Origin of the sequence: Bacillus sp. JJ634, assembly GCF_036962285.1 — a bacterium.
GTDB lineage: Bacteria > Bacillota > Bacilli > Bacillales > DSM-1321 > Peribacillus > Peribacillus asahii_A.
Genome location: NZ_JBALMU010000139.1, coordinates 1 through 11,738, shown reverse-complemented (window position 1 = coordinate 11,738; position 11,738 = coordinate 1). Strand labels below are relative to the sequence as shown.

General features: G+C 38.6%; 14 protein-coding genes. 3 read left to right on the top strand and 11 right to left on the bottom strand.

Annotation, left to right across the window (positions count from 1 at the left end; all coding sequences use genetic code 11):
- Nucleotides 1–339: 339 nt before the first annotated feature.
- The 9 genes from spoVIF to V7068_RS18640 all read right to left on the bottom strand — a co-directional run bounded on the left by spoVIF (nt 340) and on the right by V7068_RS18640 (nt 4,952).
- The gene (gene spoVIF / locus V7068_RS18680) at nt 340–594 is read right to left on the bottom strand and encodes a sporulation-specific transcription regulator SpoVIF (protein ID WP_499714032.1); all 255 of its coding nucleotides are present in this window, start codon (nt 592–594) and stop codon (nt 340–342) included.
- Between the two features lie 112 nt (nt 595–706).
- Nucleotides 707–844 carry a YjcZ family sporulation protein gene (locus tag V7068_RS18675; protein WP_127762453.1) on the bottom strand — a complete coding sequence of 46 codons (138 nt, stop codon included), beginning with the start codon at nt 842–844 and terminating at the stop codon, nt 707–709.
- 98 nt (nt 845–942) lie between these two features.
- On the bottom strand, nt 943–1,299 hold the full coding sequence (gene spoVAE / locus V7068_RS18670) for a stage V sporulation protein AE (RefSeq protein WP_127759415.1): 357 nt from the start codon (nt 1,297–1,299) through the stop codon (nt 943–945).
- An 18-nt stretch (nt 1,300–1,317) separates the two neighbouring features.
- Complete coding sequence (spoVAD, locus tag V7068_RS18665) at nt 1,318–2,343, bottom strand: stage V sporulation protein AD (protein WP_499714031.1); 1,026 nt, start codon at nt 2,341–2,343, stop codon at nt 1,318–1,320.
- Between the two features lie 3 nt (nt 2,344–2,346).
- Nucleotides 2,347–2,814, bottom strand: coding sequence for a stage V sporulation protein AC (gene spoVAC, locus V7068_RS18660; protein WP_499714030.1), 468 nt, complete (start codon nt 2,812–2,814; stop codon nt 2,347–2,349).
- Between the two features lie 22 nt (nt 2,815–2,836).
- The gene (locus V7068_RS18655) at nt 2,837–3,331 is read right to left on the bottom strand and encodes a YhcN/YlaJ family sporulation lipoprotein (protein WP_499714029.1); all 495 of its coding nucleotides are present in this window, start codon (nt 3,329–3,331) and stop codon (nt 2,837–2,839) included.
- A 397-nt stretch (nt 3,332–3,728) separates the two neighbouring features.
- The gene (locus V7068_RS18650) at nt 3,729–4,094 is read right to left on the bottom strand and encodes a DUF1360 domain-containing protein (protein WP_499714028.1); all 366 of its coding nucleotides are present in this window, start codon (nt 4,092–4,094) and stop codon (nt 3,729–3,731) included.
- Nucleotides 4,095–4,098: 4 nt separating this feature from the next.
- Entirely contained in the window at nt 4,099–4,662 is a 564-nt protein-coding gene (locus V7068_RS18645; protein WP_499714027.1) for a hypothetical protein, read from the bottom strand.
- A gap of 11 nt (nt 4,663–4,673) precedes the next feature.
- Nucleotides 4,674–4,952: a hypothetical protein gene (locus tag V7068_RS18640; protein WP_252293571.1), complete on the bottom strand. Its 279-nt coding sequence runs from the start codon at nt 4,950–4,952 to the stop codon at nt 4,674–4,676.
- A 171-nt stretch (nt 4,953–5,123) separates the two neighbouring features.
- Here V7068_RS18640 and V7068_RS18635 point away from each other — a divergent pair, with 171 nt between their 5' ends.
- From V7068_RS18635 to V7068_RS18625, 3 genes are read left to right on the top strand one after another with little or no spacing between them, the layout of a single operon-like run.
- Nucleotides 5,124–6,245, top strand: coding sequence for a GerAB/ArcD/ProY family transporter (locus V7068_RS18635; RefSeq protein WP_499714026.1), 1,122 nt, complete (start codon nt 5,124–5,126; stop codon nt 6,243–6,245).
- A complete protein-coding gene (locus V7068_RS18630) occupies nt 6,214–7,767 on the top strand; it encodes a spore germination protein (protein ID WP_499714025.1) in 1,554 nt (517 codons plus the stop codon). Before V7068_RS18635 ends, V7068_RS18630 begins: the two co-directional genes overlap by 32 nt.
- Nucleotides 7,764–8,945, top strand: coding sequence for a Ger(x)C family spore germination protein (locus tag V7068_RS18625; RefSeq protein ID WP_499714023.1), 1,182 nt, complete (start codon nt 7,764–7,766; stop codon nt 8,943–8,945). The genes V7068_RS18630 and V7068_RS18625 overlap by 4 nt, the downstream gene beginning before the upstream one ends.
- 258 nt (nt 8,946–9,203) lie before the next feature.
- Here V7068_RS18625 and fabI read toward each other — a convergent pair whose 3' ends face one another.
- Both fabI and mgtE read right to left on the bottom strand, forming a co-directional pair.
- Nucleotides 9,204–9,977: an enoyl-ACP reductase FabI gene (gene fabI / locus V7068_RS18620; RefSeq protein WP_499714022.1), complete on the bottom strand. Its 774-nt coding sequence runs from the start codon at nt 9,975–9,977 to the stop codon at nt 9,204–9,206.
- 169 nt (nt 9,978–10,146) lie between these two features.
- Nucleotides 10,147–11,523 carry a magnesium transporter gene (mgtE, locus tag V7068_RS18615; RefSeq protein ID WP_499714021.1) on the bottom strand — a complete coding sequence of 459 codons (1,377 nt, stop codon included), beginning with the start codon at nt 11,521–11,523 and terminating at the stop codon, nt 10,147–10,149.
- Between the last annotated feature and the right edge of the window lie 215 nt (nt 11,524–11,738).

Sequence of the window (11,738 nt, the reverse complement as noted above, 5' to 3'; positions counted from 1 at the left end):
AAGGACTTTTTCCTGGCTTGTTTCCCTTATTTTGTCCTTCAACACACTTTAAAGACCGCCAAGAAGGCATTATTTGACGAAAATGATTGTTCAACTGAACGGAGGGGCTATCCTGAAAGTCATTTTTCACGACTTTTAGGATAGCCCCGTTTTTATGGACCAACTATAAAATTTGCGATATATTTTACCGCCGATAAAAAGAAGCCCTCCGCTTTTCTTATTGTCCAGCTCCGCCGGCTAGATCACTGTGAAAAAGATAAGAGTCCCTAAAAGGCAAAGAGCGCCTTTTTGGCCTCTCCCTATTTTCTACGTGATCTAAACGAGCCGGCTCCGCTTTTCTTATTTTTTATTAATCATTTGCGAAATCGTGCTGAAATCCAGTTGTTTTCCGTCTGCGATAATAGATTGAACAATTTTGTCTTCCATTTCTTGATTAACCGGTTTATTCGCTATTTTAGAAACACGTTTAATGACATTTCGTACCGTTGCTTCATCCTTGAAATTTGCACCTTGAAGAGAGCTAGCTAATTCAAAGATATCCTTCATGTTCACACCCGTTTTGCTTTCAATGTTCTTAAAGAGATTTTGATCCATTCTTTAAGACCTCCTTTTCTGTACCTATCCTATGACATCCAGAAAAAAAGGTGCTTGAACTTCTTATGTAATCGCAAAAAGGAATAGGCTATCTACCTATTCCCTTTAGGTGTTAGCAAAATGATGCACCAACAATAATCAAAAGGATAAACAACACAACGATTAAAACAAATGTAGAGCCTCCGCTGAAGCCGCCATATCCATAACCTTGGCATCCATATCCAGCACCGCCAAAACCGTAACCGAACATATTCATTCACCTCGCTTCTCGCGTAGCTTACTCATAACATATGAGGAGAATGAAAGTATGTATGGGCTTAGTCACTAATGAAGCAGGCCTATTTCGCTTCACCCTTTTGGTCTAAACAATAATGCGCCAATAAAACCAAAAACAATGGCCGCTGAGATTCCTGAACTTGTTACTTCAAACATACCTGTTAATACGCCGATAAGCCCATGCTGCTCCGCCTCTTGCAGCGCTCCATGTACGAGAGAGTTACCGAACGAGGTAATCGGAATCGTTGCACCAGCTCCGGCAAAATCAATGAATGGTTCATATAGACCGACTCCATCTAATATAGCCCCGATAACAACGAACAAACTTAAGGTATGGGCAGGCGTTAACTTGGCTACATCAAAAAGCAATTGCCCAATAACGCAAATAAGTCCACCAACAACAAATGCCCAAAAAAACATTGCTAGCATCTATGTAGCTCCTTTCGTTTAACAAACTGTTCCATATTCAATAGCGACTGCATGTGCAATGCACGGAATGCTCTCTTTTTGCTGAACGGACAACGGCGATAAAAGCGCTCCCGTAGCAACAACTAATATTTTCTGATACTTGCCTTTTTTCATCTCATTTAAAAGATGACCATATAAAACAACAGCAGAACAGCCAGCACCGCTTCCACCAGCTAGAACAGGCTGATCAGGCTTAAAAATAAGCAATCCACAATCTTGAAACTTTTCCTTATCCATCTGACATCCTTTTTGCTGCAATAAGTCGTAAGCTGTCTCTCTTCCTACTTCCCCTAAATCTCCTGTTACAATTAAATCGTAATCGTCCGGTGTTAGACCTGTATCCTCAAAATGAGCCAAGATTGTATCCACAGCAGCTGGAGCCATTGCTCCCCCCATATTAAAGGGATCTTTCAACCCCATGTCGATGACTTTTCCAATCGTCGCTGATACGGCATAGGGAAACTGACCGGTAAGCCCCTCTGAACGAGTGACAAGGGCAACTCCTGCTCCTGTAATCGTCCATTGAGCTGTCGGCGGCTTTTGCCCTCCATATTCAGTCGGATAACGAAACTGTCTTTCAGCCGCTGCATTATGACTGGATGCACCAGTTAATACATGATGGGCTCCTCCATAATTAACAATAAATGATGCTAGTGCCAGCCCTTCCATCGACGTTGAACAAGCTCCATATAATCCGAAATATGGAATCGCATTCGTTCTTGCTGCAAAGCTTGTCGGTGTAATTTGATTCGTTAAATCACCCGCAAGAAAGAATTGGATATCTTCTTTTTGTACGTTTCCTTTTTGCAAAGCAATCTCGACTGCCTTTTCCATTAAGAGCCGATGTGCTTTCTCATAAGACTCTTGTCCCATCCATAAATCATCATATAAAAGATCGAAATCTTCAGGAAGGGCACCATTGGATTCAAACGGTCCCCCCGTCACGCCTGTTTCAAGAACAACGGGTTTATTCTGAAACGCCCATGACTGCTTTCCAATTAGCATCGTTTACCCTCCAACTATATTTAGATAAATCGTTTTAATAAGCGCAACGACAAAGGCTGAAAAAACCCCAAATAAAATAACGGAGCCCGCTAATTTAAACATATTCCCCCCAACACCTAATACAAAGCCCTCGGTACGATGCTCAATTGCGGCTGATATAACGGAATTTCCAAATCCTGTAACAGGAACAGCACTGCCTGCACCACCAAATTGACCGATATGGTCATATATACCAAATCCTGTTAATAAAAGAGAAAGGAAGACCATCGTTGCAACAGTAGGATTTCCAGCTGTCTGCTCGGTAAAATCAAAATAGTAAATGTAGAAATACGTAATCGCCTGTCCAATTAGACAAAACATCCCACCTACTAGGAACGCCTTCACACAGTTTTTAAAAACAGGTCGCTTCAGCTCATGCTTGCTTTGCAATTTTTGATAGGCTTCCTGTTTAGCTGTTTGATCTTTTGACACAGTAACGCCTTCCTTCTTACGCTTATGTTAATTCTTCATGCAAGCTAATAATTTCTTCATATTTTTTCTTTGCTTTTTTCTCAGGAACATCTTTTGCTTTCAACATTTCATTTAAACGAAATAATTCTAAGAAGATTTTATAGTCACTAGATACAATAAAATGAAAATCTGGATACTTATCGTTTAACTGTTTTTTCACTTTCTTTTCAATCTTTTTCATATGAAATCGTTTCATATGCTTCACTTTATACGCTACTAAAATGTCTTTGTCCTTTTTCACAACGATTACATCATAGATTTCTTCATCCTTTGCTACGGTCTTCTTAACATCGGTAATTAGTCCTTCATTAGGATTTTCTTTCCCATAGTCGTCGTTGTCCATCCCATAAATAACGTCCATCGGCTTTGGATTTGTTCGCTCCACTAAGACTAACTCATCCTTCTTTCCTCCCTCCTTATTGGCACATCCCGTTATCATTAATAAAACAGCAATCCAAACCATGACTATCTTCTTCATCCTGTCACTTCCTAAATCATCATTCTATCTATTATTTTCTTGTTTATAGCACATTTTATGAATGGTAGGATTCGGTAATTAGAACAGTCTAGCAGAAGCATTGAGCAAATGAGAAGAACTGCTTTGAGACAAAGATTGTATAATCAACGATAGTGTTTAACAAAATCAAAAATAAAAAAGGCTGCTCCAAAATTCATTGTTGGAGCAGCCTTTTATTATTTAGTACGTTTGTTTTTTATTTTTATTACATCCGCAATCCTTCTTGATTTTGGTCGGTTCTGCTTTTTTTACTGGTTTTGCGTAGGTCCATACTTCCGGTCTATTCGTGTTCAACAAAAACGCCTCCTTTTCTTTACCTATACCCTCATACTATGAAAAAGGAGACAAGTTGGTCTCGTCAATCACCTAGCCATTTCGTAACGAGAACTTCGAGAATTGAAGCAATGGCAGCTATAGCTAGAATTAAAATGATAAATTCCCCTGCCGGCCACTTACTCATATACAAGCCAAATAGCAATAAGCTCATCCATACACCTGTGCACCAATAGCAAGCTAATAATTCACCGATCCAGCCTCGAATTCCCCGCTCTTTAGGAACTAAATAAACGGCAACGTTCCCTTCTTCATCTTTTTCCTCCACTTCATTAAAGAAAGGGCGCCGCATAGGCTCTGTGATTTTGTCAAACACAATTAATCGCGTTAATCGAAATGCTGCTAATCCTAATATAAGAAGAACCGTAATCCCTATTTCATGCAAAAGCATCCATTCACCTCTTTATGACTTTGACTGATTCCAGATCCGATAGCCTAATAATGCGCACGCGGCGACCGATTCTAATTTTGACCATTTCTCCGCGTATCCCTAATACTTCAAACTCTCTTTCTTCACCGAATAAATGAGCCACGCACGTCGGCCTTGGTTCTTCCTTTGAATGAGCCAGCCGAGTAATTGTCTCAGCGACCGACTCTTGTTTTTGTTTTTGTTTTGGTCTTCTCTTCTTCTTTTTACTTACTACTTCTTCTACAACAGGCTGTGCTTCCTGTATCACCTGTGGCTCGGGCTTTTTTTGTTCACGATAAGGTTCAATCCATTGTGAAGCGGTATGAATTTCCCTTTCTATTTCCGCCATCGCTTCATATACACCAAATTCACGTTTAATTTTTTCGAGTTTTTCCTCTTTATTTAACGTCTTCTCTTGCTCACTCTCTTCTCGTTGTTCCTGCTCCTGCAAACGACTGTCTCGAGTTGAAAATACTTGTTTTGTACTCTCTGGCCGCACATCATAAATACGCGGCTTCGCTTGAGTCTTGCCTTTCTCGTTATTTAACATATGACCAACCCCTATAAGTGTAGAATATCAATTGCCTGTAGGTTCTCCATCTTATATGGTATGGCCTTTTTCCCAAAACGGTGTTTAATAAAAAGAATCGATTGCTGCTTATGAACAAGCCTGCCAACGAGTACTTGACCTTCAATCGTGAATTTACATACCGGTTGTCGTGCATATTTCGATAGTCGTAGTAACAACTCAATCATCTCTTCATTACTAAAGCGCTGCTGTTTCGTATTCACTGTTTGCACTCCATCGGTAACAGAAGAACTTTCCTTATTACCGCCCATGATGTCCCTCCTCAGATGATGTGAAATCAAGTCAGAAGCAAACAGATTTCTCATTTCTCTATACTATGTATCAAATGTATGCTTCATTTCTTTCCTTCATGACAAAATTGGATAATCATACTCGCTTTGGATAGGCTAGAAAATAATGATGAACAAGGGAGTATTTTAGCAATGAAAAGATATGATACCATTTCAACCCTTCAAGTTTCTTTTTTATTTATGACCGCTATTGGTTTAAAAAACCATGTGACCGTCATCCCCCATTTAGTAAGTGCAGGGAAAAGAGACGCTTGGATGTCTGTCGTATTCTCTGTCCTATTTATCCTGATTTGGGGATTTCTACTCAGATATATTTATAAAGCAACCGCACCACAGAACATTTTTGAGTGGATTGGAGAACAGACCAATAAAAAAGTTGGCAGGGTAATATCTATACTCACTAGCCTTTTCTGCGTTTTCTTAAGTACTATATCTTTGAAAGAACTCGTTTCATGGACAGCTGTTACCTATCTCCCTTTTACACCTAGTTTTGCTCTCATCATTTCACTCGTTGTTCTATGTTTATTTCTCGCTTTAACGAGTTTACAAACAATCGTCATGGTAAATACACTTGTTCTTATGGCTGTCATCGTCTTTGGTTTCTTTGTAGGCATTGCAAACTTTCAACACAAAGATTTCACCCTTTTAAAACCTATTCTGGAACATGGGTTTGAACCCGTTATACACGGGATGGTTTTTCCATTATCTGGTCTCGTTGAATTAATTGCGTTCCTATTTCTTCAACATAAGCTCCATAGCAAAGTAACATATAAAACATTTGCGATTAATGTTTTCATTCTTGCTTGGTTAATCCTTGGGCCACTAATAGGCGCAATTATTGAGTTTGGGCCATTAGAAGCGGCACGGCAAAAATATCCTGCCTTTGAGGAATGGGGACTTGTCTCCCTTGGAAGATTTATTGAGCATGTTGACTTTTTATCCATCTATCAATGGATTACCGGTGCCTTCATTCGAATTACGTTCTTTTTATTTCTTGCAATAGAAGTTCTAGTATTAAAAGATGCCAAAAAAAGGAAATGGGTCATGCTTATTTATTCAGTGATCATCATCGCTGCTAATTTAATTCCAACTAATGATATTGTGCTTCGTCATCTTATTGGAAGGGTTTTCATGCCATTAACCTTTTATTTCCTCTTCTCTTTATCCATTCTTATCGGTTTGTTCGTCTTCATGAAAAATCGAAAAAAAAGGAGGATGAATTATGTACAAGATCAAGAAAAAACAACCACTTAAATTGAAAGAAATAAAGAAAAAGAAAACAGAGAAAACTAAAGAGAAAAAGAAAACAAATTCATCCAACTTTTCAATCACAGAAGAAGAGTTGCGAAAAACCTTTAAACAAACAGAGGATGTGTTTTTAAACCCTAACACCTATCGTCCTACAGCGCCGGTTACAATCACTTTAGTTGGCTGTGAGGGAATGGTCGATAGCACATTATTAAATGCTTTAGTATTTGAACGTTTAAACTTATTTTTCGACAAACATCCAACAGAAGATTTAACAAAAGACATGATTTGTGAATCTCTTTACTTGCCACAGCTCATGGAAGTTAAAGATAAAGAAACGATGTTTGCTGATATTTATTCCGGTCGATTACTCATTTTCTTTCACGAGTATCAGTTTTTGTACTCTATAAATATCGCCAAGCGTCCACAACGAAACCCAGAAGAAACGGCAACAGAGGTAACCGTTAAAGGTCCTAGAGATAATTTTATTGAAGATGCATCGGTTAATATTGCATTAATTAGAAAACGATTACGTACCAATTCATTACATATCAAAAATTTTGAAGTAGGGAAGCGGACTTTAACAAGAGTTTCCGTCCTCTATATGGATGAGATTGCGAATGCGGATATGGTAGCTTCTCTTATAAAGGAAATTAAGGCAATCGATGTAGATGGAATTTATTCGGGCAATCAATTAATGGAATTGATTGAGAAAACCTCTCCTTTCGTGCCGCGTCATCATTACACAGGAAGACCTGACTTTGCTGTTCAATGTTTACTAAAAGGGCGAATCATAATCATTATCGATGGAGTCGCTTATGCAAATATTACACCGATTAACATCTTGTTTCTCCTTAAAACAAGTGAAGATGTAGAATATGCAAATGCGTTTACTTCTTTTGAAAGACTAATTCGTCTAACAGGTATTTTAATGGCTACTTTATTACCAGGTTTTTGGGTTGCCATTACAACGTTTCATCAAGACCAGCTTCCTTTAATTTTACTAGCAACAGTCGTTGAAGCAAGGCGCGGGCTCCCATTGCCTACCGCATTAGAAGCGATTATTATGCTTATGCTCTTTGAACTGTTTAAGGAAGCCGGAATGAGAATGCCTTCAGCGATTGGGACAACGCTAAGTGTTCTAGGAGGACTCATTATCGGGGATGCGGCCATTCGTTCAGGCTTAACAAGCCCGGCGATGCTTGTCGTCATTGCCGGATCTTCCATTGCCACCTTTACACTAGTGAATCAATCATTAATCGGGGTCATCAGCCTTTTCCGAATTGGCTGTATTCTATTGTCATCTTTTTTCGGTTTATTTGGATTTCTCTATGCGCTCCACTTTTATATTACGTTTATTGCCAATATCCGTATTCTTGGGACGCCATTTTTAGAAATAACAGCGAACTTAAATATTAAAACGATTTTCAAAGGGATACTTCGAATACCTAGTAAACTTGACACAACAAGAGCTCGAACTTTTTTTTCAAAAGATTCAACTAAACAAAGGAATGATGGACAACAATGAAAAAAAAGAAACTATGTTTGCTTTTGATTGTATGTAGTTTGTTGTTATCGGGCTGTTGGGATGCGAATGAACCGGAACGGCTTGTCTATGCCAATGGAATTGGCGTAGATTATAAAGATGGAAAAATCGTTGTCTATATACAAATCGTCAATTTAGGCAGTCTTGCTAAAGCAGAAAGTGGTGCAGGTGGTTCAACGAGTAAAGCAGATGTTGGGAGAGCTGAGGGACATACATTTGAAGAAGCAATATTTAATTTATATCACACATCGGATCGCCGAATTTACTTAGGCCATCTTTCCTTTGTTGTTTTCTCTGAACAGGCCATAAAAGCAGGCGCGATTGACCATATAGCCGATTTTCTCGATCGTTTTCGTGAAACCCGATATCGAATGTATTTCTTTGCAACAAAGGATTCAATTAAAGATATTATGTTAGTAAGTCCGATTGAAAATATTTCACTCGCATTTTCTAAGTTAAGTGACCCGCATGACAATTATCATCAAAGCTCCTTTATCCCGCCGATTGACTTAAGAGAGCTTATTATTAATTTTGATGAACCTCCTCATCAAGTGCAGTTACCTCTTCTTCAAATTTCAAAAAAGTGGACTGCTCAAGATGGACCGAAAAAGGAGCTGCTCATTGAAAAGGCTGCCTTCATCTCAGATAATACGTTAATAAGCATCTTACCTAAGGAGATTATGAACGGAGCACGAATCACTAATGAAGAATTTGTTCGTGATAGTATATACCTGTCTAAGAGGAGGAACAACGACGTCTCTATTCTTATTTATGATAAAAAATTAAAAATCAAACCTGTAGTGGATAAAGATGGAAAGGTACGTTTTGATATAAAATTGAAAATTAACGCGAATATTCAACTGATAAAAGAACAAGAAACAGTAAAAGGATTGAAAAAAGAAATTAACCAAGCAATGCGTGCTGAAGTCTATAGAACCTATCATTTTACACGCAAACAAAAGATTGACATATTTAGGCTTTCTGAAACCCTTTATCGGGATGACAATAAAACATGGAAAAAGGTGCAGAAAAACGGACTTATTCCTTTAGAGGAAGATACAATTAAATCGCTTTCCATAAACGTTCAATTGAAAAATTCCGGTAAAATGGAGTTATCACCAATAATTGGGCAACAACAAGATCAAGGAGATCAAAAATAAAAGCAGAAATCCCGAATCTCCCGCTTTTTTTAAAAGCTCTTTTAATGGAATAAGGAACATTGTTTAAGTTAGCATTGAAATAAGATTGAACGTAAGAGAGAAATTAGCTTATGAAAGGAAAAACAGCACTTATTTTGCGGGAGCCAGTGGATTAATCGAAAATGAGCTCCTTCATTTACTCCTGAAGGGACGAGAATATTAAATAAGCGAAAAGAAAAAAGGGCCTATTTGGCCCTTTTTTCTTTTCACTACTACCTATTACCCCAGAATATGATAACCAGAATCAACGTGAATGTTTTCTCCTGTAATTCCGCGTGATAATTCACTAAATAAAAATAGCGCTGTATCGCCTACTTCTTCTGGCGTTGTCGTTCTTCTTAACGGTGCTTCTTCTTCAATTTTCTTTAGGATTGTATTGAAGTCGCGAATCCCTTTAGCTGATAAAGTACGAATTGGGCCTGCAGAAATCGCATTCACACGAATGTTATGCTTACCAAGAGAGCTAGCTAAATAGCGAACGCTTGCTTCAAGAGAAGCTTTTGCAACACCCATGATATTATAATTCGGCAGCACTCGCTCACCGCCTAAATAGGTCATCGTAACAATGCTTCCGCCTTCTGTCATCATATCTTGAGCAGCCTTAGCAACCGCTGTTAAAGAATAAGAGCTAATATTATGGGCAAGTAAGAACCCTTCACGGCTTGTATCAACAAACTCTCCATCAAGTTCTTCTCTGTTCGCAAAGGCTACACTGTGCGCAATTCCGTGAATGACACCATATTGTTCTTTAATCGTTTGGAAGCAATGAGCAATGCTTTCATCCTGTGTAACATCACATTGCAAAATCAAAGGCTCTGCTCCTTCAAGAGTTGCAGCTAATTCTCGCACGCTTTTTTCTGTACGCTCTTTACCATAAGTAAAGATCAACTGCGCACCAGCATTATGTAAGGAACGTGCCACTCCCCAAGCAATGCTTCGCTTATTTGCAACACCCATTACGATATATGTTTTTCCTTTTAATGAAAAAGTCATGGATTGATGACCTCCTATATTCTAATACAAGTTATTAGTACCTGATACTAAACTCAGTATAACAAATGCCGTGCTAGAAACAAACTATTTTATATATTTTAGCTTTGTGATAATACAACAAACAGACCTACCTTCCCTTCTGTGGTAAGCCTGCTGCGTTCTTTCATCGCTATAATAAATAATGCATAAACGTTGTCGCTAGTCCGAAGTAAATTAAAATGCTAATAATATCGTTAATCGTCGTAATAAAAGGTCCTGAGGCTACAGCTGGATCAATCTTCATTTTATGCATGAATAAAGGAACGAGCGAACCTGCCAGTGTCGCGACAATTAATGTAATAAAAATAGAAGCTCCTACTAATGCCCCAAGCAGCAAATCTTGTTGCCACACATAGACAATGCCCGTTACGACCACACCACAAATGGCACCTGTGATCAGCCCTGTCCCTGCTTCACGCATAACTAGTTTCCACTTGTTTTCATGTATTAAATCACCTGTCGCGATCCCGCGCACCGCAACAGCCAGGGCTTGTGTACCTGTATTTCCTGCCATCCCTCCAATTAATGGAATAAACACGGCTAAAATCGCTTTTTGACTGAGCGTTTCTTCAAACTGACCGATTAAGCTTGCAGTCATCATCCCGAGAAATAGCAAAATAATAAGCCAAGGCAGCCTTTTTTTCGCTGCAGAAAGCGGACTTTTATCGACACTATCTAAATCGCTCACACCCGCTAATTTAGAATAATCATCCGATGCTTCTTCATCCATTACATCAATAATATCATCGACTGTAATAATACCGAGCAAATGATGTTTTTCATCGACAACAGGAACAGCAAGAAGATTATAATCTCGCATCTTATGAGCGACTTCTTCCTGATCTTCTGTTACTAGAACCGATACAACCCGATCATCCATTAAGTCTTCAATTACGGCATCATCAGGAGCAACGATAAGGGTACGAAGAGATAGTACGCCTAGTAACTTCTTGTTAGTATCTGTTACAAATACATAGTAAATCGTCTCTGCATTTGGAGCTTCCTGCTTTAAGGTTTTCATCGCAAATGATACGGTATCATTCGCTTCAACAGAGATAAACTCTGGTGTCATCAAACTGCCAGCTGTATACTCTTTATAACCAAGCAGCTCTTGAACCTCTTGAGCCGCTTCATCATCCATCATCGTTAAATAATTACTAGCTTGTTCTTTATTAAGCTCATGCAGAACATCAGCCGCATCATCCGCATACATATGCGAGAGCATATCCGCTACATAGACAGGATCCATCTCGGCTAAAAGCTTTTCATAATCTTCTTCATCAATCTCAATATTCTCAAATAAATCGGCCATTTCCTTCGGTGCAACATAGCGATATAAAACAGCACGTAACTCTTCAGAAATATGCGTATAAAACTGGGCTTGATCATATGGATGAAGCTCGGTAAACTCCGCTCGAAATTGATCGAGATTTTCCGTTTTTAAAGCCTCTATTAATAAACCTACGTTAATTAATGTCGCTTCTTTCTCCTCTAACTCCACTAGCATGCCTTGCCCTCCTTTCATGCTGTAAAAATCAATCTATGTTTTATATTCATGAAAAAACACTATACTAATACCATATACATTATACAAATGAAACAAAGGATGTGAATTATGAAAATTGATATAATTGGTGACATTCATGGCTGTTTTACAGAACTAGAGCAATTAACGAAAGAATTAGGGTATTCTTGGGAAAGCGGTGTACCGATTCACCCGGA

What these genes read in the sequence shown, in the direction of transcription:
- spoVIF (WP_499714032.1), bottom strand. Translation starts at nt 594, where the DNA reads ATGGATCAAAATCTCTTTAAGAACATTGAAAGCAAAACGGGTGTGAAC.
- V7068_RS18675 (WP_127762453.1), bottom strand. Translation starts at nt 844, where the DNA reads ATGTTCGGTTACGGTTTTGGCGGTGCTGGATATGGATGCCAAGGTTAT.
- spoVAE (WP_127759415.1), bottom strand. Translation starts at nt 1,299, where the DNA reads ATGCTAGCAATGTTTTTTTGGGCATTTGTTGTTGGTGGACTTATTTGC.
- spoVAD (WP_499714031.1), bottom strand. Translation starts at nt 2,343, where the DNA reads ATGCTAATTGGAAAGCAGTCATGGGCGTTTCAGAATAAACCCGTTGTT.
- V7068_RS18655 (WP_499714029.1), bottom strand. Translation starts at nt 3,331, where the DNA reads ATGAAGAAGATAGTCATGGTTTGGATTGCTGTTTTATTAATGATAACG.
- V7068_RS18650 (WP_499714028.1), bottom strand. Translation starts at nt 4,094, where the DNA reads ATGCTTTTGCATGAAATAGGGATTACGGTTCTTCTTATATTAGGATTA.
- V7068_RS18645 (WP_499714027.1), bottom strand. Translation starts at nt 4,662, where the DNA reads ATGTTAAATAACGAGAAAGGCAAGACTCAAGCGAAGCCGCGTATTTAT.
- V7068_RS18640 (WP_252293571.1), bottom strand. Translation starts at nt 4,952, where the DNA reads ATGGGCGGTAATAAGGAAAGTTCTTCTGTTACCGATGGAGTGCAAACA.
- V7068_RS18635 (WP_499714026.1), top strand. Translation starts at nt 5,124, where the DNA reads ATGAAAAGATATGATACCATTTCAACCCTTCAAGTTTCTTTTTTATTT.
- V7068_RS18630 (WP_499714025.1), top strand. Translation starts at nt 6,214, where the DNA reads ATGTACAAGATCAAGAAAAAACAACCACTTAAATTGAAAGAAATAAAG.
- V7068_RS18625 (WP_499714023.1), top strand. Translation starts at nt 7,764, where the DNA reads ATGAAAAAAAAGAAACTATGTTTGCTTTTGATTGTATGTAGTTTGTTG.
- fabI (WP_499714022.1), bottom strand. Translation starts at nt 9,977, where the DNA reads ATGACTTTTTCATTAAAAGGAAAAACATATATCGTAATGGGTGTTGCA.
- mgtE (WP_499714021.1), bottom strand. Translation starts at nt 11,523, where the DNA reads ATGCTAGTGGAGTTAGAGGAGAAAGAAGCGACATTAATTAACGTAGGT.